Origin of the sequence: Bradyrhizobium sp. WSM1253, assembly GCF_000244935.1 — a bacterium.
Classification (GTDB): domain Bacteria; phylum Pseudomonadota; class Alphaproteobacteria; order Rhizobiales; family Xanthobacteraceae; genus Bradyrhizobium; species Bradyrhizobium canariense.
The window spans coordinates 4,021,182-4,043,023 of sequence record NZ_JH600073.1 but is presented as its reverse complement, the minus strand read 5'-3'; the positions used below and the strand labels follow the sequence as shown (position 1 = coordinate 4,043,023).

Below are 21,842 nucleotides of genomic sequence, written 5' to 3'. Positions count from 1 at the left end.
AACTCCGGCCAGTGTCTCCCCATGCAATGTCGCCGCGACAATTCGAATTGCAGATCGAGGCAAGACATGAAGGCGTATTTCATCGGTGGCGGCATTGGATCGCTCGCGGGCGCGGCGTTCCTGGTTCGTGACGCGCAGCTGCCGGGGCGGGACATCGTGATCTACGAGGCGCAGCCGCTGGTCGGCGGCAGCCTCGACGGCGCGCTGCTCGCGAACGGCGCTTATTCGCTGCGCGGCGGACGCATGCTCACGACCGATCACTACGAATGCACCTGGGACCTGCTGTCGAGCATTCCCTCGCTCGAACATCCCGGCCTCAGCGTGCGCGAGGAAACCGTCGCGTTCAACACCGAGAACCCGGCGCATTCGCAGGCGAGGTTGGTCGATCGCAACCGCTTCAAGCTCGACGTCTCGCATATGGGATTTTCCGCGCGCGACCGGCTCGAGCTGCTGCGGCTCACGGAGGCGTCGGAGGAGACGCTCGGCAACAGCCGCATCACCGACTGGCTGTCGCCCAAATTCTTCGAATCCAATTTCTGGTGGCAGACCACTTTCGCCTTTCAGCCCTGGCACAGCGCGGTCGAGCTGAAGCGCTATCTGCATCGCTTCATGAACGAATTCCCGCGCATCGAGACGCTCGCCGGCGTCAAGCGCACCGTCTACAACCAGTATGACGCGATCGTGCGGCCGCTTGCCGCCTGGCTCAAGGGCCAGGGCGTGCAGTTCGTGCGCGGGACCGCCGTCACCGACATGGCGATCGAGAGCGAGGACGGACGCTTGCGGGTGCGCCAGCTCGTACTCGACCGCGACGGCCGCATCGCCAATGTCCAGCTCGAGGACGGCGACCTGGTGTTCTTTCAGAACGGCTCGATGACGGACGCCTCGAGCCTGGGTTCGATGACCGAGCCGGCTCCGTGCCTGACCAAGTCCGACAGCCGGGGTTGGGCGCTGTGGGAACGAATCGCGGAGGGACGTCCCGAATTCGGCAAGCCGTCCGCGTTCAACGCGTCGATCCCGGAATCCTATTGGCTGTCATTCACGGTCACCTGCCGCGATCCGCGCTTCTTCGACAAGATGGAGGCGTTCTCCGGCAACAAGGCCGGCACCGGCGGCCTCGTCACGTTCAGGGACTCCAACTGGCTGATGTCGGTGGTGCTGTATCACCAGCCGCATTTCGCCGGACAGCCGAAGAACGTGCAGGTGTTCTGGGGCTATGCGCTGCATCCCGACCGCGTCGGCAATTTCGTGGCCAAACCGATGTCCGATTGCAGCGGCGCCGACATCCTGAAGGAGCTTTGCGGCCATCTGAATTTCGACCTTGGCGTCTTCGAGGATGCGATCTGCGTTCCCTGCCGCATGCCCTACATCACCAGCATGTTCATGCCGCGCAGCGCGACCGACCGGCCGCTGCCGGTGCCCAGGAATTCCGTCAATCTCGCCTTCGTCAGCCAGTTCGTCGAAATCCCCGATGACGTCGTGTTCACCGTCGAATATTCGGTGCGCGCGGCGCAGACGGCGGTCTATCAGCTGATGAAGATCGATCGCCCTGTGCCGCCGGTGACGCGGCACAACAAATCGCTCGCAGTGATCTTCGCAACGCTGGAAAAGGCGTTCACGTGACGGGTCGAGTTATTTGAACGGATCCTGGATCGATGGCGCCGACTGCCTGATACGACGCACGCTCACGGGCGTGCCGTCGGAAACGAACAGCAGTTCGTAGCGGCGGCCCTCGCTGTCGGTGGCGGAGCAGGTGACATCAGTCACCTTCTTGGCGGCGAAATTGCCGGTCTGGCGGCAGAGGCCGGTGGAGGTCTGCTCGGCCGGCACTGGCAACCCGTCGACCTTGGGGCGGTCCTTGGAGTTGAGCAGCATGCGATCGATCGGCAGCTCGTAGGAATTGTCGTCGGCGCGCTTGCCGTTCTCGCCGGAGAACGACACGACGTGATTGTGATCGGCGGGATCGTCGACCGCGACCGCGAAATTGACCCGGCCCTTGTCACCATGGGCGTAGGCCACCGTCTTGCAGGCGAAGGTGCGCCCGGCGACCTTCAACGTCTTGCAGTGGCCGGACATCAGCGCCAGCAGGTCGACGTAAGCGTTTGCGGCCGGAGGGTTGTTGACGGGAATCGACAAGGAAGACTCGGCAAAACAAGGGCTTGCCAGGCTGATAAGGGCGGCGGTGAGGACTGGTCGGCAGAGGCGCATCGGGAGGCTCACATGCCAGGGAACCACGGAAAAGTTCCGTCCGATAACCAGCGAACCGCAAATTGGTTGCGATCCCGTTTGTTCTACCGAATTCGTCTGAAATACCACCGCGCCACCCCAACGGCGATTCGCCCGTATCGCCCAACCATTCCCGGCCGGCACTTGCCGCCCGGCCGGTGTTTTTTTCGTGGCGGAGCTACCCCATTGCCGCCTGCCAGCGCGTATCGCGCAGGGAGGGACGGCGGTGCAGGCGCGCGTCGAGCAGCGCGCGGGCGCGCGGCAGGTCGCCGCTGCGCATGAGGGCAACGACAAAAGTGTCCTCGATCAACTCGCGCTGGGCATGGCTGCCGCCGACGCGCACGACCTCGCCGAGGACCGGCGCGAGCATTTGCACGCATGCCGCGTAATCCTCTTCCGCAAAGGCTGCCAGCGCACGGCAGACCGCGGGCACCACTGGACCGGCCGGAAGCTTGCCATCGGCGAGCCGCTGCTCGATCGCGGCAAGACGTATGGCGAGCGCCTCGCGATTTTGCGTCGCAGCCGCGAACAGCGCCATGTGGATGTCGGCGAAGGGCAGGCTCGATTTCGGAAACAGCTTTTGCGCGGTGGCATCGGCTTCGACCCAGAGCGCTTTCGGCACGGCGTGGCCGTAAGCCGACAGGCGCCAGAGCAGGGACGCGGCGTCGGTGACGACGTTGAGCGGCGGCGCCTGCGTCGCCTGCGGCTGCAGCACGTCGGCATAGATCGCGAGCGCCCGCGCGGCATCGCCATGCTCCAGCGCGCCGAGCGCCTGATGCCAACGGATGTGGCCGTGCAAAATTCCAGCCCGGTCGTAAGAGGGTATCCAGTCGTCGACGAGTCGGTCGGCCGCCTCGATCGAACCGTCCTCGAACATCGCATGCAGCACGGCGTGCGCGGCGTGGGCATTCTGCCGGCGCAGGTGGAAGCCGCGCTCGGTGATACCGCGACCGCGACCGACATTGCCGTTCTCGGTCATCGCCCAGCCGTACATGGTGAGGAACCACCAATCCTCGCCATAGTGATGCGCCACGCGCTCGCACAGCTCCTGCCGCGCGCGGTCGTGATCGGCCATGCCGGAGAATGCGAACAGGCCGAAGGCGCCGAGCGGCAGCGACAGCACCAATGCATCGCGCGGCCACGCCTCGACGTGCTTCATCGTCGCCGCGATCGCCTCGGGCAGCCGGCCCTCGATTGCGAGCGCCAGCGTCTCGACATGCGAACGCTCGCGTTCCGTGCCGCGTGTCGCCACGAGCTCACGCGCGAGTGCCGCCTTCTGCCGTGCCAGATCGCCTTGCTGATAGAAGCCATGCAGGCGGCCGCGGGCGATATGGGCCATCGCAAAATCCGGATCGGCCGCAATCGCGCGCTCCAGCGTTTCCGCCGTACCGGTCCAGCCCGCGAGCATGAGGTCGACGCCCTCACGATAAGCGGATGCCGCCTCGGGCGAAGAGGTAGAGAGCGGCAGGCCGTAGCGATCTTCGAGGGCCATTCCTGTCTCCGGCTCAAGCCGTCCGCGCGCGACGTCCTTCAATCGGATAGGCCGGGTCGTTGTAGCCCGGCGTCGAGGGATGCCCCGGCACGACGAGCCTGTCGATCAGCGCCTCGTCTTCCGCAGTGAAGCGATAGTCGAGCGCGCCGGTGTAGCCGTCCCATTGCTCCTCGGTGCGCGGCCCGGCAACGATCGAGGAGACAAAGGCGGAGTTCAGCACCCAGGCGACCGCGAACTGGCCTGCGGTGATGCCCTTTTTCTCAGCGTGGGCCTTGATCTCCTGCGCCAGCTGAAGCGATTCCGGCCGCCATTCGGTCTGCATCATGCGCGTGTCGTTGCGGCCTGCGCGCGTCTCCTTGTCGGGAGCCGCGTCGGGCTTGTATTTGCCGGTCAGCACGCCGCGCGCCAGCGGGCTGTAGGGCACGATGCCGAGGCCGTAATAGGAGCAGGCCGGGAAGTGCTCGACTTCGGGCATGCGGTTCATGGCGTTGTAATAGGGCTGGCTCACCGCGGGCCGGTCGATGCCGAGCCGGTCGCAGATGTTGCAGATTTCGGCGACGCGCCAGGCGCGGTAGTTCGAGACGCCGAAATAGCGCACTTTGCCGGCGCGGATCAAATCGCCCATCGCGCGCACCGTCTCTTCGAGCGGCGTCGCATGGTCTTCCTTGTGCAGATAATAGATGTCGATGTGATCGGTGCCGAGCCGCTTGAGGCTCTCATCCGCCGCCTGCAATACCCAGCGTCGCGACAGGCCGACACGGTTGGGATCGTCGCCCATGGGATTGGCGAGTTTCGTCGCGAGCACCCAGGCGTGACGGTTGTTGCCGATCGCGCGTCCCACGACCTCTTCGGATGCACCCTTCGAATAGGCATCCGCGGTGTCGATGAAATTGATCCCGGCCTCGTGCGCCTTCGCGATGATCCGCTTTGAGGTGGCTTCATCGGTCGGCCCGCCGAACATCATCGTGCCCAAGCAGATCGGCGACACTTTGATGCCGCTGCGGCCGAGTTGGCGATATTGCATGGGCACGTCCTTGCTGCTTCTTGTGGCATCAGCATAGCCGTCTCATGCCGTCATTGCGAGCGCAGCGAAGCAATCCAGAGATGCATCCGCAGAAAGAGCCTGGATTGCTTCGCTGCGCTCGCAATGACGAGGTTGGGGGAGCAGCTTGCTACGCTCTCAGCTGTCATCGCCCGGCTTGACCGGGCGATCCAGTACGCCGAGAGGATAGTGATGACCGGAGAAGCCTCGGCGTACTGGATTCCCCGCCTTCGCGGGGAATGACAGCGTTGGGTGTGGAGCTACCCCGGCCCCTTCAAGATCTTGAACACACCATTGGCCATCACCACGCAGCGGCCGTCCACGCTGACCTCGGTGCTCATGAAGATCAGGCTGCGCGTCGAGCGCACCACGCGCGGGCGGGAGATCAGGATGTCGCCGATCTGGCCGGCTTCGACGAAATGGGTGTCGAGCTGCACCGTCGCCATGAACTCCTTGCCGGAGACGTAGCGGGCGGTCATGCCGCAGGTACGGTCCGCGAAGGTCATCATCACGCCGCCCTGGACCATGCCGCGGCGATTGTGGTGCTTGTCCTCGGTCGCAAGTGCGAATTCGTATTGGCCGTCGACCTTGCGCTCCCATAACGGGCCGATCAGGTGCATGAAGCCCGTGGTCTCCAGGATGGTCCAGCCTTCTGCCTTCAGCCTTGCGGCTGTCTTATTGGTCATGTCGTCCATTCCTGAGCGGGTCGTGCGATCTGATTTCATCGGGGGCGGACGTGGTGTAGTCAAGCATCATGAGACCGTTCGACGATGCCACACGGCGGAATATCGCGGCTGCCTGCGCGGCCTTCACGCGGTTGCCGGAAAACGAGGCGCCGGCGGCGTTGAAGCGTGCCGCAGTGGTGGTTGCGCTGACCGCGGCCAGCGAGGCCGATGACACGGCGTTGCTGCTCACGCTGCGCGCATCGCATCTGCGCGCCCATCGCGGTCAATGGGCCTTGCCCGGCGGACGCTGCGATGCCGGCGAGACGCCGGTCGAGGCGGCGCTGCGCGAGCTCGACGAGGAGCTTGGCCTCCACCTCACAGGCGCGGAAGTGCTCGGCACGCTCGATGATTATCCGACCCGCTCCGGCTACCTGATTACGCCGGTCGTGGTCTGGGCGGCCGATAGTGCCGCGATCAAACCAAACCCGGACGAGGTCGCCTCCGTCCATCGCATCGCGCTTGCGACGATCGAGCGCGAAGATGCATTTGATTTCGTCGGGATCCCCGAGAGCACGCGCCGCGTGATCCGCTTTCATCATCAGTCGAGCCTGATCCACGCACCGACGGCGGCGTTGATCTACCAGTTCCGCGAAGTGCTGGCAGGACGGCACACCCGCGTCACCGAGCTGGAACAGCCGGTATTCGCCTGGAAATGACGCGAGGGGCGAAAACGAGGTAAACGGCGCGTTAACGTGACAGTTACCGGATGCCTGCTAAGAGGGCAGCATGCATCGATCGATTCGAAATGCCGTGAGACTGGTTCCACTCGCGCTCGTCCTGCTCGCGCCTGCCGCGCGCGGGGGCGAATCCGACGCGCTGCCGCCAGCCGTCCGCAATGCCAAAGCCCAGCTGTTGTCGCAATTTTTCGCGCAAGGCGGCGCGTCGCCGGCCGTGCTCGAATATCGCCGCAAGCTGCAGGAGTATCAGGCGGCGCGTGCTGCGTTCGACGAGGAAGCCGGCGCCTATTGGAGTCAGATCTCCGAGAAGCGGAAAGGTCGCAACGCCAAGCGGCGCAGCGGGCAGCAGATCACGCTCGACGATTACGTGCTGGAGCATCCGCCGCTCTATAACGGGCCGAAACGGCCGGTGAATCCGGAGCCGGAGGAAACCCCGTCGCGACCTGAGCGGAAGCCCATCCCGGTGGTCGCCGATCTGCTGCGCGCGGCGCAGGAACTCTACCAGTTCACGCCGCAGCGACCCTCCAGCGAAGTCGAATTCAAGCGCGTCTATGCGCGCTACGCGGTGGCCTCGGGGCTGACGCGCGAGCAGGCGGTGCGGGTCTATGCGTTCGAGACCGGCGGCACCGGCAGTTACGACGTGCAGGCGGGAATCGAGCATGGCGGCAAGCGCGCCATTTCGACCGCGATGGGCTACAACCAGCTGCTGACGACCAACAGCGTCGAGCTGCTGGCCGAGCAAGGCCATGAATTCATCCGCGCGCTCTCTGACAGGGTCGCGCGGACCTCGGGCCCGGCGCGCCAGTCGCTCGAGCACAAGCTCGCCGTTCTGAAGAAAATGGTGGCACATGCCAAATCGGTGCCCGACACCTGGTCGGAGCACGAGAAGATCGGCAACACCGCGCAGGGCTGGGCCATGCATGCCATGGTGCTCGACATCGACATCGGACCGATGCTGCAGACCCACAAACTGCTCACCTCGGTGCTGTTTGCGCGCGCCAAGGGCTATAGCCGCCCGCTCAGCGCGGCCGAGCTCGAGATGATGAACCTCACCGGCGACGGCACCGGCCTCGACATGGTGACGATGCCGCCGGCGATGCGCGAGCAGGTGCCGACCTCGAACTTCTTCCAGCGCGGCGGCTACGAGCGCAACCCGGTCGCGATCCGCCACAACACGGTGGCGAAGCTGCTGGCGGTGACGGATACGAGGATGGACAGCAACAGCAACAACGCCGGCGCGCGCGAGCTGGCGGGGGCGTTCTAGCCGTTCGCCCTGCCACACCTTCCGCTGTCATGCCCCGGCTTGACCGGGGCATCCAGGACGCCGCGGCCTCTCGATTCAATCACGACGGCCTCTGGAATACTGGATCACCCGCTTTCGCGGGTGATGACACCGAGTGTGTGGTGGCGCCGTCGCCCGCCATCCCCGCCCTACTGATCCGACCCGAACTTGAACTTGCCGTCGCCTTCCAGATACGGGCCGCTGCGCATGTAGAGCTGGCCGTTGTGGCCGATGAAGAACAGCGTGCCCTTTGGCACCTTCTTGGCGCCCTTCAGAAGTTCGCCGGCATTGCTGGTGCCCATCTTGTAGGAGAAGGTCTTGCCGTCCTTGTCATAGGCGTAGCCGGTGTCGGGCTTGAGCTCCCAAGGTGTCGCAGCGGTCTGCGCCAATGCGGGTGCAGCCAACGCGCCGAGCATGGCCGTCACCAGAAAAATCCTTGTCGAAAATGCCATCACCCTATCCTCCCCATCGAGGCGCCCCGGCTTGAACAAATCACGAACGGCGCTTCCAGGTCAATTTGCGAAAGCGCCGCAGCGCATCACGTCTTGCCGAGCAGTTTGTGATTTTCCCTTCGTCCCCGCGCGACTATGTTCCGCTTTCCGTCTAGAACGCAATTCGACAAAAACATTGGGTAGGGGATGATTCGAATGAACTTCGTCATTAAAGCTTGCTGGGCCGCCGGCCTCTCGCTGACGGTGCTCGCGCCGGCCGCCCGGGCCGATGATTACCAGCTCAGCCACAACCAGAGGATTTCGTGCAGCCGCGGCCTGGCCCCAGGCAAGCTGAACACCGCGACCTGCAAGTCCTACACATATCTCTTCAACACAAAGACCTCGGAATATTTCCGTTGCCAGGTCTCGCTGGCGCTGACCCGCGACAACAAGGAAGTCATCAACGTCCAGACCGACGGCGCCTGCACCAAGAAGCCGCGCATCTTCGAGACCGACGGCCATTACGATTTCGACGCCACCGAGACCGAGCCGCCGAACACCAATTCGTTCTTCGGCCCCGGCGGTTACTCGGTCTGGGCCGCCGACGTCGGCGCGCAGAAGGTGCGCGGCTGCATCATCATCTCCTCCGGCCTCGGCTCCGACATCTCCAAATGCCTGGACATGACTTTCCAGTAAGCGTTTGCCAGTGAGAGTTCGCCAGTGACGGTGCGCTCCCTGCTCGCTTGCGCGGAGGGTTGGGGAGAGGGTGTTTCCGCAATGGGGCAATCCCCCAGAGGAGAAAGCCCTCACCCGGCGCTTCGCGCCGACCTCTCCCGCACGCGAGGGCTTTGCTTAATTGGCCGAGCGGGAGTGAGGCTCGATATGGGGTATTTTTTGTGCGGCCTCGGATGGCGCGCGAACGCAGACGGTCTTGTTTTCGTGGCCGATCGATGGCCTTGGGCTGTGGCGGTCACACCACACCTCCCGCGGGACACAGGACCGCCCATCGTTTGAGGTTCATGGCCAGGCAGAGAAGACGCAGATGGGTATGATTGCGTGCCAGGCCCAGATAGCGGGCTCGCGCCCAGCCGTAGACGCCCTTGAGGCGCGCGAAGACCTGCTCGACCGGGGCGCGGCGCCGTCCCACGGCGTCGTTGAAGCGCTTCTGCCGTTCGGTCAGGGGATGATGCTTGTTGGGCCGGAACATCAGCCGCGGCTTGATGCCCCGGGCAGCCAGCCCGGCGCGACGCTCATGCTTGTCATAGGCCTGGTCGGCGTAGACCGCCTTCTCGTCACCGCTGATCAATTCGTCGGCGGGCACCGTATCGTTGACCGCAGCGTCGGTCAGCTTGCTGCGACGAATGATCGCCGAGCCCTGGTCGACACCGACATGCGCCTTGTAGCCGAAGTATCGCTTGCCACCCTTCTTGGTCCATCGCGCATCCGTATCGCGCTCGCTATTGACCAGCTTGCTCGGCGGGCGTCCGTCCGGGCCGGGAGGCAGCGGGTCCTTTGGCGGCTTCGGCGGTTTCACGGCCGCCGGGATCAGGCTGGCGTCGATCAATGTGCCTCGGCGCAGCACCAGCCCGCGCGCGTCGATCTGGCGCAGCATCTCGGCAAACAGCGTCTCGTCCAGGCCAGCCTGCTGCAAAGCTTCGCGGAAGCGCCAGATCGTCGTGTGGTCGGGCGTCTCGTCGCCCAGCGCAAAGCCGCAGAAGTCGCGGAACGAGGCCCGGTCATCGAGCGCTTCTTCCAGTTCCGGATCGGACAGACCGTACCATTGCTGCAACAGCACAGCCTTGAACATCACCAGCCGAGGATAGGCCGGCGCGCCACGCTCCGGCTCCGGCAGGCCGCTCAGCACGCGCTCGACAGCCGCCCAATCCACCAGTTCGCCAATCCGCCTCAGGACCGCACCCCCTTTGCCCCGCCGCGACGCCAACGCATCTGCGAAGCTCGGTTGCCCCACCTGCCGATATGCCATCCCCAGATCCTCTTCAGATGTCTCTTAGAGAATCGCAGATTCGCGATTTACGCAAAGCCCTCGCACGCGGGAGAGGTTGCACCGAACCTGCCGCGTGAGTGATTGATTCTCGCTCGAGCGTGCCTGGCTGCGCCACCTCGCCGCACCCGCCGAGTTCCCCAAAAATCGAGCCAGGACAGCCATTTACCGCAGTCCTGTTTTGACTTTTGGATGGGTTGACCCGCCCCCCTCATCCGGCCAACTTCCCGGCCGGTTTGGGGAGTAGAAAGATCATGAAACGAACGATTTTCGGCGTGGCCGCGGCTGTTGCTCTGGCGGCGTCGGCGCCTTGCGCGCAGGCGCAATCCTTCATCAACGTGCTGACCGGCGGCACCTCCGGCGTCTACTATCCGCTCGGGGTCGCGATCGGAAAGATCTACGGTGACAAGATTCCGAACGTGAAGACGCAGGTGCAGGCCACCAAGGCGTCAGTCGAGAATCTGATCCTGCTCCAGCAGGGCCGCGGCGAGCTGGCGTTCACGCTGGGCGACTCGCTGAAAGCGGCCTGGGACGGCGAGGAGGAGGCGGGCTTCAAGTCCAAGCTCGACAAGCTCAGGACCATCGGCGCGATCTATCCGAACTACATCCAGATCGTCGCGACCGCCGAGAGCGGCATCAAGACGCTGGCGGACCTCAAAGGCAAGAGCCTGTCGGTCGGCGCGCCGAAATCGGGCACGGAGCTGAATTCGCGCGCGATTCTGGCGGCGGCGGGTATGAGCTACAAGGATCTCGGCAAGGTCGAGTATCTGCCGTTCGCCGAATCCGTCGATCTCATGAAGAACCGACAGCTCGGCGCGACCCTGCAATCGGCCGGGCTCGGCGTGGCCTCGTTGAAGGATCTGTCGACCTCGAGCCCGATCACGGTGGTGTCGGTACCGAAGGAGACCGTCGACAAGATCGGCCTGCCCTTCATCGCGGCGACCATTCCCGCCAACACCTACACCGGGCAGGACAAGGACGTGCCGACCGCGGCCGTGGTCAACTATCTCGTCACCAGCTCGGCCGTGTCGGACGATCTTGCCTACCAGATGACAAAACTGGTCTACGAGTCGCTGCCCGAGCTCGCCAACGCGCATGCGGCCGGCAAGGAGATCAAGCTCGAGACGGCCGCCAGCGGCAGCCCGGTTCCGCTGCACCCCGGCGCGATCCGCTATTACAAGGAAAAGGGGCTGATCAAGTAAGGTCGGCCGTCACTATCGGACGTCATGGCCGGGCTTGTCCCGGCCATCCACGTTCTAAGGCCAGGCGAGAAAGATCGTGGATGCCCGGGACAAGCCCGGGCATGACGGTCTGAATACGCGGCGCCAATGCTATAAGCGCTGGACGGTTGGGGACATATCGATGTTGCAAGCAGACGGCACCGCCGAAGCGCCCATCAAGGTCGAGTTCGACAATTTCGAGCACGGTTTTCCGGAAGGCTTTGGCCCGGGCTGGTGGGGCACGCTCGCGTACTGGATCGGCATCGCCTTCGCGACCTTCCAGCTTTATGTCGCGGCGTTCAATTACCTGCCGAGCCAGGTGGTGCGCGGCGTTCATGTCGGCTTCCTCATCCTCCTCACCTTCGGCCTGATCGGCAACTTCACCGCCAAAAGCAATGTCGGCCGCGGGCTCGGCTGGCTGATCGGCAGCGCGGGCTTTCTGTGCGGGCTCTATCAATGGATCTTCTATGCGGATCTGATCGCACGTGACGGCGATCCGACGCGCCTCGATCTTGTGGTCGGCACGCTGCTCGCCGTCCTGATCTTCGAGGGCACGCGGCGGCTGATGGGCGCGGCGCTCCCGCTGATGTGCGGCGCCTGTCTCGTCTACTGGTTCTTCGGCCAGTATCTGCCGTCACCGCTGAACCATCGCGGCTATGATTTCGACCAGATCGTCACTCATCTCTCCTTCGGCACCGAGGGCTTTTACGGCGTGCCGATCTACGTCTCGGCGACCTACATTTTCCTGTTCATCCTGTTCGGCTCGTTCCTGGAGCGCGCCGGCATGATCCAGCTCTTCACCGACGTTTCTCTTGGGTTGTTCGGCAGGACCCGCGGCGGCCCGGCCAAGGTCGCGGTGTTCGCCTCGGGCATGATGGGCACGATCTCGGGCTCGGGCGTCGCCAACGTCGTCACTGTTGGCCAGTTCACGATTCCGCTGATGATCAGGTTCGGCTATCGCCGCGCGTTCGCGGCCGGCGTCGAGGCGACGGCCTCGATGGGCGGGCAGATCATGCCGCCGGTGATGGGCGCGGTTGCCTTCATCATGGCGGAGACGCTCGGCGTCCAATATTCGGAGATCGTGAAAGCGGCGGCGATTCCCGCGATGCTCTATTTCGCCTCCGCCTTCTGGATGGTGCATCTGGAGGCCGGCAAGCACGGGCTCACCGGGATGAAGAAGTCGGAGACCCCGAGCGCCTGGAAGGCGCTGGTGACGCGCTGGTACCTCGTGCTGCCGCTCGCAGCGCTCGTCTACATGCTGTTCGAAGGCTTTACGCCACTCTATGCCGGCAGCATGGGCCTCGCGCTCACAGTGGGGCTGATCCTCGGCACCGCCATCACGACGGGCGCACCTTCGATGGCTATCCGCTATATCTTCTGGATCGGGCTTGCGCTCGTGGTCGCGGCGCTCTCGCGCGACGGCCTTCAGATCGTGCCGGTCGCAGGCGTCGTCGTCGCGTTGATCGTGATCACTGCGTTCGTGCGCGGCGGATTTTCCGCCCTGCGCGCCTGCCGCGATGCGCTGGCTGAAAGCGCGAAATCCGCCATCACCGTCGGCATGGCTTGCGCCATTGTCGGCGTCATCATCGGCATGATGTCGCAGACCGGCGTCGGCACCATCTTCGGCGGTTGGGTGATCGGCCTCGGCGAGAAGAGCCTGTTCCTGGCGCTGATCATGACCATGCTGCTGTCGATCCTGCTCGGCACCGGCATCCCGACCATCCCGACCTACATCATCACGGCGGCGCTCGCGGCGCCCGCGCTGGCGAAACTCGGCGTACCGCTGATCGCGAGCCACATGTTCGCGTTCTATTACGGCATCATGGCCGACCTCTCGCCGCCGGTGGCGCTGGCTGCGTTAGCCGCGGCACCGATCGCGAAGGAGAATCCTGACAAGATCGGCTGGGAGGCGATGCGTATCGCGCTGGCCGGCTACGTCATCCCCTTCATCTTCGTCTATTCGCCGGCGCTGATGCTGCAGGCCGGCGATCCCATGGCAGCCAAGCTCGGCTTCTACGGCGCGGTGGCGTTGGCGACCTTGAAGGCCCTGGTGGCGATCGCCCTGTTCGGCATGGTCGCCATCGGCTTCCTGTTCACGCGCCTGACGTTCCTCGAACGTTTGGTCGCGCTCGGTGCCGCGATCTGCCTGCTCGGCGATTTCCCGTTCAGCGACACCGCCGGCTTCCTGCTCGCCGCGGCAATCGTGCTGTGGCAGTGGCGGCGGCGTCCGCCGGCGCCGGTCGAGGCGGTGTGAGCCTCTGCTTCGTCACAGCCTCAGGCGTGAAGGCGCTGGCGCTGTCCGCGTTCACGCTGGTGTGGACGCATTCCATCGCGAAGGTCGACTGGCAGGAAGACTGGCGCGTCACCCCCGCCGGGCTCGAACTGACGCAGGCACGCGTGAAGGGCACCGGCCCCGGCATGGAGCCGCCGCCCGAGGCGCGCCTCGTCGACGGCTGGTTTCAGTGGAGGCCTGCGCGTGCGCCGATGCCGGAGGTGGTGCTCGGCAATTCGGGCGCGGCTGGCGAATGGCGGCTATGCCATGACGGCAAGTGCCGGACGTTGTCCGAGATTGTCGGTCATCCCATTGGTGCTAACGTCACAAAGATGAAGATTTGCGACCATCCGTAGCCCGGATGAGCGAAGCGACATCCGGGAGCGGCGGACCCGGATATCGCTACGCTCATCCGGGCTACAAGAAAAATAAAGGAGAAACGCGATGGGTCGGCTCAAGGGCAAGGTTGCGATGGTGGTGGGCGCGGGCTCGATCGGCCCCGGTTGGGGCAACGGCAAGGCCACCGCGGTCACCTTTGCGCGCGAGGGCGCGCAGGTGTTTTGCGTCGATCGCAACGGCGCGGCCGCCGAGGAGACCGTGAAGATCATCACGGACGAAGGCGGCCAGGCGATCGCGTTCACGGCCGAGGTCTCGCGTGCGCACGAGGTCGAGGCGATGGTCGCCGCGTGCCTGCAGGCCTACGGCCGCATCGACGTCCTCGACAATAATGTCGGCATCGCCGAGATGGGCAGCGTGGTCGAGGTGACCGAGGAGAGCTGGGACCGGGTCTTCAGCGTCAACCTCAAGAGCGCGTATTTCGCCATGAAGCACGTCATCCCCGTGATGGTGAAACAGGGCGGCGGCTCCATCATCAACATCTCCTCGATCGCTTCGATCCGCCACATGGGTATCTCCTACGTCACGTACGGCACTTCGAAAGCGGCGATGAACCAGATGACGCGCACCACCGCGATCGAATTCGCGCGCCACCATGTCCGCGTCAACGCGATCCTGCCCGGCCTGATGAAAACGCCGATGGTGGAGCATTCCGCCGATCTCGCCGCCAGTTACGCCAAGGGCGATGTCGAGGCGATGTGGCGGGCGCGCGATGCGCAAGTGCCGATGGGCCACATGGGCGACGCCTTCGACGTCGCTAACGCCGCACTGTTCCTGGCCTCGGACGAAGCGAAATATGTGACGGGGATCGAGCTCGTGGTGGACGGCGGGATCACGTGCAAGGCGGGGGCGTAGCTCCTTGCTCGTCGCCCTGGCGTAAGCCAGGGCCCATTACCACAAGGCTCGGTTGGCGAAGACTGCCGGCTCCAGCTTCTTCAACAATCAGCATTCGGGGCAATGGGTCCTGGCTTTCGCCAGGACGACACTATTGCGCCAGCGCCAGAATCCCGCCGGCGAATGAATGCCATGCCGCCGTTTCGCTGATCGGCCAGTTCAGTACCTTCACCGCCAGCATCGCGAGCGTGCCGGTGATGTAGACCGGGTGCACGCGGCCTTCGGTGCGCCAGTCGCGTACCATGGCGACGACGAGCAGCAGCGAAGCGACCATCGCGGGTGCGATGGTGACGGGCACCGGCGGCGGCCCGGGCGGTCCCGGAGGCGCGAGGAAAGTGAGAAACCAGCGCGCGATCGCGGCATCGAGGATGGAGACCGCGGCGAGCAGCATCAGGCGTTTGTGAATCTCCGGCTTTCGCGTGTTCATGATCGCGAGCACGAACACCATTGCAAAGAACGCAATCCCGCTCATCGGTACGATCGAGAAGGCGATGCCGGCCTCTTTCTGTCCGAGCGCCGCGGAATGCTGCATCACATGGACGGAGGCGAGGAAGCCGAAGATCGTCATCGCGGTCGCGAGCGAAACGCCGGCGATGCCGAGCGCACGGTGATTGACCACGCGGCCTGAGGCGGCGAGCCAGGTCTGGATCACGAAATAGAGAGACCAGGTGAAGAACAAGAGACCATGGAAATGAATGACGGGGCTTGCGGACAAGGTCCGTTGCGCGAGCGGCACAAAATAGGTCGGTGCGAAGCCGAGAAAGGCGGTGGCCGCGCAGGCCAGCGCCATGTGGAGATAGAAATATCGTGCGGGCGACGCATCTCGCGCGCGCACACGACGGTCGTCGATCAGGGTCGTCATGAGGGATGAGTCTGGAGAGGCGGCGTTTGGTTCAAAGCAAACCGTCCCTGCACCGTCGTCCCGAGGCGCGCACAGCGCGAGCCCGGGACCCATAATCACAGGGCGCGGTTTGGCGCGAAGCTGGTAACTCCGAATCTTCGCAAAACACTTGCTGCGGCGTATGGGTCCCGGATCTGCGCTTCGCTTGTCCGGGACGACAGCGGTGTTTGCGGATCTAACCCCCCGCGCTCAATTCCGCGCGATCAAGCTCCTCCTCGATTCTGTGAAACGCGTCGTCGCCGATCACCTCGGTGGCGCGGAGTTCGAAGATCGACTTGCGCGCGGCCGCGATGCCGCGGCGGCGCAGGGGATCGGCCGGCAGTTCGCCGTTGGTGATGCCGCCATGGGGATCGTCGTCGGCCTGCATCAGGATGGCGCGATATTCGAGCCGCAGGATTTCCGCTTCCTCCGACGGATCGTCCTCGATCGCGTCGAGCGCCGCGCGATAGGCGACGGCGCGGGCACGCGCGACCTCGATGCCCACGGGATCGTCGTCCTTGAGGCCGAACGCCAGGATCAGCGGCCGCAACGTCAGGCCCTGCACGACCAGCGTGCCGAGCACGACGGCAAACGCCGAGAAGACGATGAAGTCACGATGCGGAAAGCTCTCCGGCAGGGCAAAGGCGGTGGCGAGCGTAACCAAGCCGCGCATGCCGCACCAGGAGATGATGAGGCCGCCCTTGGCCGAGGCGACCTGCTTCGGATCCTTGGGGTGATAGATGCCGTGCGCCACCAGCGTGCGCAGCGTCGTGCGGTAGAACGTAATCCAGGCCAGCCGCACCAGGACCACGGTGAGCAGGATCCAGGCGGCCGCCACGCAATATTCCCAGCGCACGTCCGCATCGAGGCGCGTCCAGATCGGCCGCATCTGCATGCCGATCAGCATGAAGGCGAGCACGTTGAGCACGAACACCATGGTTTCCCACACCGCATAGGAAGGTACTCGCAGCCGCGCCGGCATGCGTGTCCCAGCCGTGCGGGCGATGGTGATGCCGTAGACTACTATGGTGAGGATGCCAGAGAGACCGAGATGCTCGGCGGCAATCCAGACCATGAAGGTCGTGGCGAATTGGATGATGATCGAGCTGGGGGCCTCCTTCACGCGTTCCATGAACAGCGGAATGATGCGGCCTGCGACCAGGCCCGCGACGACGCTGCCGACCAGGGCCAGCGCCATGGTCGGCGCGACCTGGCTCCATGCCAGATGCTCGGTTGCGATCGCTCCGACCGCGATGCGATAGATCAGGAGCGCGGTCGCGTCGTTGAGCAGGCTCTCGCCCTCCAGGACCTTCACCATGCGGTGAGGCAGCTTCACCTGGCTCAGGATCGCGACCGCAGCGGCCGCGTCCGGCGGGGCCACGATGGCGCCGAGCGCAACCGCGGCGGCCCAGGGCATGTCAGGCATCAGCCGGTGGGCGACGTAGGCCACAGCGGCCGTGGTCAGGCCGACGGCGGCGACGACCAGAGTGGAGACCGGAACCCAATTGTTGCGGAGATCGCGCAGCGAGGTGTCGAAGGCGGCATCGAGCAGGACCGGTGCGACAAAGAGAGCCAACGCCAGGTCGGGCTCCAGCGTCCAGGACGGGCTCGACGGCACAAACGCGATCAGCGCGCCCCCGATCGCGAGAAAGGTCGGATAGGGGACCTTGATCCGCCGCGCCAGCGCCGATAATCCAACGGCGCCGAGCAGAAGCACGATGATCCATTCGAATGTCGACACGTTGATCCCCGAAACCGATTTGAGCGGCGCCACAAGCTAGCACCAATCCGGCCGTATGATGGATAGTGCGGCCCCCAGGCAAGACCTCAACCCGGACCTTAACCCAAGATTTTCCGACTGTGACGAGCATGCGTTTTCTCATTCAATGGTCCGGCGCCGGGGTGCTCTTCGCGCTCTCGTTCGTCGTGGCTCATGCCGCGACCGGCGGCGAACCGGCCGCGGTCCCGCAGGTCGACATCGCGCCGTGCCTCGCGGCTGCCGCGGCCGACGACATCGACAAGGCCGCCACGGCCTGCGCCGCCGTGATCGACAACGAGAAGACGGCGAAAGGCGATCTGATCAAGGCGCTGATCGCGCGCGGCGGGCTTTATGCGCGGCACGACCAAGTCGACCGCGCGATCGCCGACGACAGCCGCGCTCTGGAGCTCGATTCCGGTCTCGCCGATATCTTCAACGCGCGGGGCGAGCTCTGGCTGAGGAAGGGCGACAAGCCCAAGGCGGTGCAGGATTTCGGCGCGGCATTGAAGATCGATCCGAACCACGAGCAGGCCAAGGCCAATCACAAGGCGATGGCGCGCGAGATCGAGCGGATCGGCGCGCAGATGGCGGTCGCGGGCAAGCCCAGCTTTATTTGCAAGGGTGCGCGCCGCCCCGTCGAGAAGGCGATCTGCGTCAACCGCGAGCTCGCTGATCTCGACCGTGAGGTCTTTGCCGCCAACGCGCGCGTGTTGCGTGAAGCCCGCAATGCAGGCGAAGCGAAGGCGCTTCAGCGCGAGCAGGACGATTTCATCGCCCGCCGCAACGCGGGGTTCGGCCGGCCGGGGTACGATTTGAAGAAGGCGATGCAGGAGCGGCTGCAGCGGCTGAACGGGGTGGACGGGTATTGAGGCTGCTCATCTCGCCCGTAAGAGCGGGTCGAAAAAGGGAAGGATCGGTGCGCCGCTGGCACGCCTCGATTTGAACCGATTCTTTGGCCGCCGCGACAATGGTGAAAGCCTGATGTCCCGGAGCTCTATGCCATGTGCGGCACGCATCCTTCCGCGCAAATGCTCTCGTTTGCAAAAATCTCGTTTCGCTCGCTCCTGCTCAGCGCGGCAATGAGCGTCGTCCTCGTCGCTCCTGCCTTGGCCGGCGTCGATTGCGTGATGGAGAGCAAAGCCGCTCCGGCTGAGCTGATCCCGGCCTGCAGCGCCACCATTGACCAGGCCTCAATTCCATCCTCCGATCGCGCCGCGGCGTTGCTGGTGCGCGCCGACGCCAATGCGCGGACCTCGGGCGGCCTCACGCAGGCGCTGCGGGACATCGACCGCGCCATTGCGCTCGATGGCAAGAACGCAAAAGCCTGGCGCCTGCGCGGCGATCTCCTCCGCGAGGCCGGCGGCGATCTCAACCGCGCCGCGGCGGACCTCAGCAAGGCCATCGAACTCAATCCGCAGGATTCGGAATCTTACGAGCTGCGCGGCGTGGTCTACACCAACCAGCGCCGGCTCGACCGCGCGCTTGCCGATTACGACCAGGCGATCAAGCTGAAGCCTGACAATGCACAGGCCTGGTCAGACCGCGGCGTGACCTATTATCTCGGCGGCGACAACGAGAACGCGATCCGCGATCTCAGCGAGGCGTTGCGGCTCGATCCGAATCGGCCGCGCAGCTACACCAATCGTGGCGCCGCCTACAAGAAGCTCGGCCAGCTCGAGAGGTCGGTTGCCGACGATGGCGAGGCGATCAGGCTCGATCCGAAGGTGCCCGAATATTACGACAATCGCGGGCTGTCCCTGGCCGCGATGGGCGAGTACGACAAGGCGATTGCCGATTACGATCAGGCGCTGCGGCTGGCACCGCGCCCGAACTTCTTCGCTAACCGCGGCGACTCCTACCACCTCAAGGGCGAGCTTGGCGCGGCGCTGAGCGATTACGAGGCCGCGCTGAAACTCGAGCCGAATTTCGCGCAGACCTACAATAACCGCGCCGTGCTCTACAAGAAGATGGGCGAGCGCAAGAAGGCGCTGGCCGACTACGAAACCGCGCTGCGGCTCGATCCCGGCAACGACAACGCTGCCGCCGGCCGCCGCGCCATGATCGCGGAGATCGTGAAATTCGGCGGCGAGCCGCTGCGGCCGCTCGCGGCGAATTCCGGCAAGGGCCCGTCGTTCGATTGTGCCACTGCGAAGCGCGAGGTCGAGAGGGTGATCTGTGCCGATCCGCAGCTGGGTGTGCTCGATCGCCAGATCGCCGAGACTTATGAGCGCGTGCTGAAATCGGCCGGGTCCCGCTCGGCCGGCGACCTCCGTCGCACCCAGCGCGACTTCCTCGCCACCCGCAATACGAGCTTCGGCCGCGCCGGCTATGATCTGAGGAAGGTCATGCAGGATCGCCTGCAGCGGCTGAACGCGATGGATAGCTGAGCACTGTTCTTTTCAGCTTGAACCGCGGCCCATTCCCGGGAAAATAGCCCTCAAACATGGCCGGTACTTGATCCCTGTCATGGCGGGACGTTTGTCCTGCCACAAGTTCAAGGCCAGGCGAATAAAAGGGAACGGGAGCGCGGGAATGAACGTCCGAGGAAACGTCCAAGGAAACATCGACGGAAAGAGCCTCTATCACGAGGTTTATGCGCGCTCGCTGGCCGACCCTGAGGGCTTTTGGGCCGAGGCGGCCAAGGAGATCGACTGGATCGAGCCACCAAAAAAGATCTTCGATCCCTCGCCGGGCGTCTACGGCCGCTGGTTCAGCGGTGGCATTGTGAACACCTGCTACAACGCGCTCGACCGCCACGTCGAACGCGGCCGCGCCGACCAGATCGCGCTAATCCATGATTCGCCGCTGGCAAATAGCGTCACCAGATTCACCTACGCCGAACTGCTGGCCGAAGTGCAGGCGCTCGCCGCCATCATGCAGGACTTTGGTGTCGCCAAGGGCGATCGCGTCGTCCTCTATATGCCGATGGTCCCGGAGGCCGTCGTTGCGATGCTCGCCTGCGCGCGCATTGGCGCGGTGCACTCCGTGGTGTTCGGCGGCTTTGCCGCGAAAGAGCTCGCCACCCGCATCGACGATGCGCAGCCAAAGTTGATCCTGTCGGCGAGCTGCGGCATCGAGCCCGGCCGCATCGTTCAGTACAAGCCGCTGCTCGACGAGGCGATCAGGCTTGCGGGCGCAAAGCCGAAGGCCTGCATCGTGCTGCAACGTCCGCAGCTCGTCTGCGCCCTCACGCCCGGCCGTGACTATGATTGGGCGGGCCTGCGCCGCAAGGCGATGAACGACGGCAAGCAGGCGCCTTGCGTGCCCGTCGCCGCCACCGATCCGCTCTACATCCTCTATACGTCAGGCACGACCGGCATTCCCAAGGGCGTCGTGCGGGACAATGGCGGCCATCTCGTCGCAGTGAAATGGTCCATGTTCAACCTCTATGGCGTCAAGCCGGGCGAGGTCTGGTGGTGCGGCTCCGACATCGGCTGGGTGGTCGGCCACAGTTACATCGTCTACGGCCCGCTGCTGCACGGCGCGACCTCGATCATGTATGAGGGGAAGCCGGTCGGCACGCCCGATGCCGGCGCGTTCTGGCGCGTGATCAGCGAGCACAAAGCTGTCGCCTTCTTCACTGCGCCGACCGCGTTCCGCGCGCTCCGGAAAGAAGATCCGGAAGGAAAATTCATCCGGCAGTACGACCTCTCGACGTTCCGCACGCTGTTCCTGGCCGGCGAGCGCGCCGATCCGCCGACGGTGGAATGGGCGGAGCAGCAGTTGAAAGTGCCTGTCATCGACCATTGGTGGCAGACCGAGACCGGCTGGTGCATCGCCGGCAATCCGGTTGGCTTAGGCCAGCTGCCGGTGAAGCACGGATCGCCGACGGTGCCGATGCCGGGCTACCAGGTCGACGTGGTCGACGAAGCGGCAAAGCCGGTCGGTCCGAACACCATGGGCTCGATCGTCATCAAGCTTCCGATGCCGCCGGGCTGCCTGCCGACACTGTGGAATCAGGACGAACGGTTTAAGGAAGCCTACCTCACCGAATTCCCCGGCTACTACAAAACATCGGATGCCGGCTACAAGGACGAGGACGGGTATGTCTTCGTTATGGGCCGCACCGACGACATCATCAACGTCGCCGGCCATCGGCTCTCCACCGGCGGCATGGAGGAGATCCTGGCTTCGCATCCCGATGTCGCCGAATGCGCCGTGCTCGGCGTCAAGGACGCGATCAAAGGTGAGGTACCCTGCGGCTTCCTGGTGCTCAAGGCGGGTGTGAAGCGGGCCCCCGCCGAGATCGAGAAGGAGATCATCGCGCTGGTGCGCGACAAGCTCGGTCCCGTTGCCGCGTTCAAGCTCGCCATCACCGTCGGGCGCCTGCCCAAGACGCGCTCCGGAAAGATCTTGCGCGGCACCATCAAGAAGATCGCAGATGGTGAAGCCTGGACCATGCCGGCGACGATTGAGGACCCCAAGGTGCTCGACGAGATCGGCGATGCGCTGAAGGGGCGGGTGTGAGGTTTGCAATGGGGCTTGAATAGGCCGCATTTTTCCGCTCAATCCTCATCCTGAGGAGCGCGCCTGGCGCGCGTCTCGAA

Annotated in this window: 19 protein-coding genes; 11 read left to right on the top strand and 8 right to left on the bottom strand. The window is 64.6% G+C overall.

Features of this window, described 5'->3' with window-relative positions:
- The first annotated feature begins 66 nt into the window (after window positions 1-66).
- Window positions 67-1,620, top strand: a complete 1,554-nt coding sequence (locus BRA1253DRAFT_RS20620; protein WP_007597532.1) for an oleate hydratase — start codon at window positions 67-69, stop codon at window positions 1,618-1,620.
- A gap of 9 nt (window positions 1,621-1,629) precedes the next feature.
- Here the strand turns inward: BRA1253DRAFT_RS20620 and BRA1253DRAFT_RS20615 are convergent, their stop codons facing one another.
- The 4 genes from BRA1253DRAFT_RS20615 to BRA1253DRAFT_RS20600 form a co-directional block, all read right to left on the bottom strand.
- Entirely contained in the window at window positions 1,630-2,205 is a 576-nt protein-coding gene (locus BRA1253DRAFT_RS20615; RefSeq protein ID WP_007597530.1) for a hypothetical protein, read from the bottom strand.
- A 196-nt stretch (window positions 2,206-2,401) separates the two neighbouring features.
- Window positions 2,402-3,715: a tetratricopeptide repeat protein gene (locus tag BRA1253DRAFT_RS20610; RefSeq protein WP_007597529.1), complete on the bottom strand. Its 1,314-nt coding sequence runs from the start codon at window positions 3,713-3,715 to the stop codon at window positions 2,402-2,404.
- Between the two features lie 13 nt (window positions 3,716-3,728).
- Window positions 3,729-4,739, bottom strand: a complete 1,011-nt coding sequence (locus BRA1253DRAFT_RS20605) for an aldo/keto reductase (RefSeq protein ID WP_007597527.1) — start codon at window positions 4,737-4,739, stop codon at window positions 3,729-3,731.
- Between the two features lie 278 nt (window positions 4,740-5,017).
- A complete protein-coding gene (locus tag BRA1253DRAFT_RS20600; RefSeq protein ID WP_007597526.1) occupies window positions 5,018-5,443 on the bottom strand; it encodes a PaaI family thioesterase in 426 nt (141 codons plus the stop codon).
- A 65-nt stretch (window positions 5,444-5,508) separates the two neighbouring features.
- Here BRA1253DRAFT_RS20600 and BRA1253DRAFT_RS20595 point away from each other — a divergent pair, with 65 nt between their 5' ends.
- Together BRA1253DRAFT_RS20595 and BRA1253DRAFT_RS20590 are read left to right on the top strand one after the other, a co-directional pair.
- Window positions 5,509-6,138, top strand: coding sequence for a CoA pyrophosphatase (locus tag BRA1253DRAFT_RS20595; protein WP_088941042.1), 630 nt, complete (start codon window positions 5,509-5,511; stop codon window positions 6,136-6,138).
- Between the two features lie 70 nt (window positions 6,139-6,208).
- The gene (locus BRA1253DRAFT_RS20590; protein ID WP_007597524.1) at window positions 6,209-7,423 is read left to right on the top strand and encodes a hypothetical protein; all 1,215 of its coding nucleotides are present in this window, start codon (window positions 6,209-6,211) and stop codon (window positions 7,421-7,423) included.
- Between the two features lie 167 nt (window positions 7,424-7,590).
- On the opposite strand, the gene BRA1253DRAFT_RS20585 is transcribed toward BRA1253DRAFT_RS20590, so the two are convergent.
- On the bottom strand, window positions 7,591-7,893 hold the full coding sequence (locus tag BRA1253DRAFT_RS20585) for a hypothetical protein (RefSeq protein WP_007597523.1): 303 nt from the start codon (window positions 7,891-7,893) through the stop codon (window positions 7,591-7,593).
- A gap of 195 nt (window positions 7,894-8,088) precedes the next feature.
- Here BRA1253DRAFT_RS20585 and BRA1253DRAFT_RS20580 point away from each other — a divergent pair, with 195 nt between their 5' ends.
- The gene (locus BRA1253DRAFT_RS20580; protein WP_007597522.1) at window positions 8,089-8,568 is read left to right on the top strand and encodes a hypothetical protein; all 480 of its coding nucleotides are present in this window, start codon (window positions 8,089-8,091) and stop codon (window positions 8,566-8,568) included.
- A 274-nt stretch (window positions 8,569-8,842) separates the two neighbouring features.
- On the opposite strand, the gene BRA1253DRAFT_RS20575 is transcribed toward BRA1253DRAFT_RS20580, so the two are convergent.
- Window positions 8,843-9,856: an IS5 family transposase gene (locus BRA1253DRAFT_RS20575; protein ID WP_007592298.1), complete on the bottom strand. Its 1,014-nt coding sequence runs from the start codon at window positions 9,854-9,856 to the stop codon at window positions 8,843-8,845.
- A gap of 272 nt (window positions 9,857-10,128) precedes the next feature.
- On the opposite strand from BRA1253DRAFT_RS20575, the gene BRA1253DRAFT_RS20570 reads away from it, so the two are divergent.
- The 4 genes from BRA1253DRAFT_RS20570 (at window position 10,129) to BRA1253DRAFT_RS20555 (ending at window position 14,617) form a co-directional block, all read left to right on the top strand.
- The gene (locus BRA1253DRAFT_RS20570; RefSeq protein WP_007597521.1) at window positions 10,129-11,076 is read left to right on the top strand and encodes a TAXI family TRAP transporter solute-binding subunit; all 948 of its coding nucleotides are present in this window, start codon (window positions 10,129-10,131) and stop codon (window positions 11,074-11,076) included.
- A gap of 160 nt (window positions 11,077-11,236) precedes the next feature.
- A complete protein-coding gene (locus BRA1253DRAFT_RS20565) occupies window positions 11,237-13,348 on the top strand; it encodes a TRAP transporter permease (protein WP_007597520.1) in 2,112 nt (703 codons plus the stop codon).
- Entirely contained in the window at window positions 13,345-13,722 is a 378-nt protein-coding gene (locus BRA1253DRAFT_RS20560) for a DUF1850 domain-containing protein (protein ID WP_007597519.1), read from the top strand. The genes BRA1253DRAFT_RS20565 and BRA1253DRAFT_RS20560 overlap by 4 nt, the downstream gene beginning before the upstream one ends.
- An 88-nt stretch (window positions 13,723-13,810) precedes the next feature.
- Window positions 13,811-14,617 (top strand): SDR family NAD(P)-dependent oxidoreductase, encoded by an 807-nt coding sequence (locus BRA1253DRAFT_RS20555; RefSeq protein ID WP_007597518.1) that lies wholly within the window; start codon window positions 13,811-13,813, stop codon window positions 14,615-14,617.
- A 130-nt stretch (window positions 14,618-14,747) separates the two neighbouring features.
- On the opposite strand, the gene BRA1253DRAFT_RS20550 is transcribed toward BRA1253DRAFT_RS20555, so the two are convergent.
- Both BRA1253DRAFT_RS20550 and BRA1253DRAFT_RS20545 read right to left on the bottom strand, forming a co-directional pair.
- On the bottom strand, window positions 14,748-15,518 hold the full coding sequence (locus BRA1253DRAFT_RS20550) for a hypothetical protein (RefSeq protein ID WP_007597515.1): 771 nt from the start codon (window positions 15,516-15,518) through the stop codon (window positions 14,748-14,750).
- 214 nt (window positions 15,519-15,732) lie between these two features.
- Window positions 15,733-17,310 carry a sodium:proton antiporter gene (locus tag BRA1253DRAFT_RS20545; RefSeq protein ID WP_088941041.1) on the bottom strand — a complete coding sequence of 526 codons (1,578 nt, stop codon included), beginning with the start codon at window positions 17,308-17,310 and terminating at the stop codon, window positions 15,733-15,735.
- Window positions 17,311-17,405: 95 nt separating this feature from the next.
- On the opposite strand from BRA1253DRAFT_RS20545, the gene BRA1253DRAFT_RS20540 reads away from it, so the two are divergent.
- From BRA1253DRAFT_RS20540 to BRA1253DRAFT_RS20530, 3 genes are all read left to right on the top strand, one after another.
- Window positions 17,406-18,164, top strand: a complete 759-nt coding sequence (locus tag BRA1253DRAFT_RS20540; RefSeq protein ID WP_007597512.1) for a tetratricopeptide repeat protein — start codon at window positions 17,406-17,408, stop codon at window positions 18,162-18,164.
- Between the two features lie 132 nt (window positions 18,165-18,296).
- Entirely contained in the window at window positions 18,297-19,682 is a 1,386-nt protein-coding gene (locus tag BRA1253DRAFT_RS20535; protein WP_007597511.1) for a tetratricopeptide repeat protein, read from the top strand.
- A gap of 145 nt (window positions 19,683-19,827) precedes the next feature.
- On the top strand, window positions 19,828-21,762 hold the full coding sequence (locus BRA1253DRAFT_RS20530; protein ID WP_007597510.1) for a propionyl-CoA synthetase: 1,935 nt from the start codon (window positions 19,828-19,830) through the stop codon (window positions 21,760-21,762).
- Window positions 21,763-21,842 lie beyond the last annotated feature (80 nt).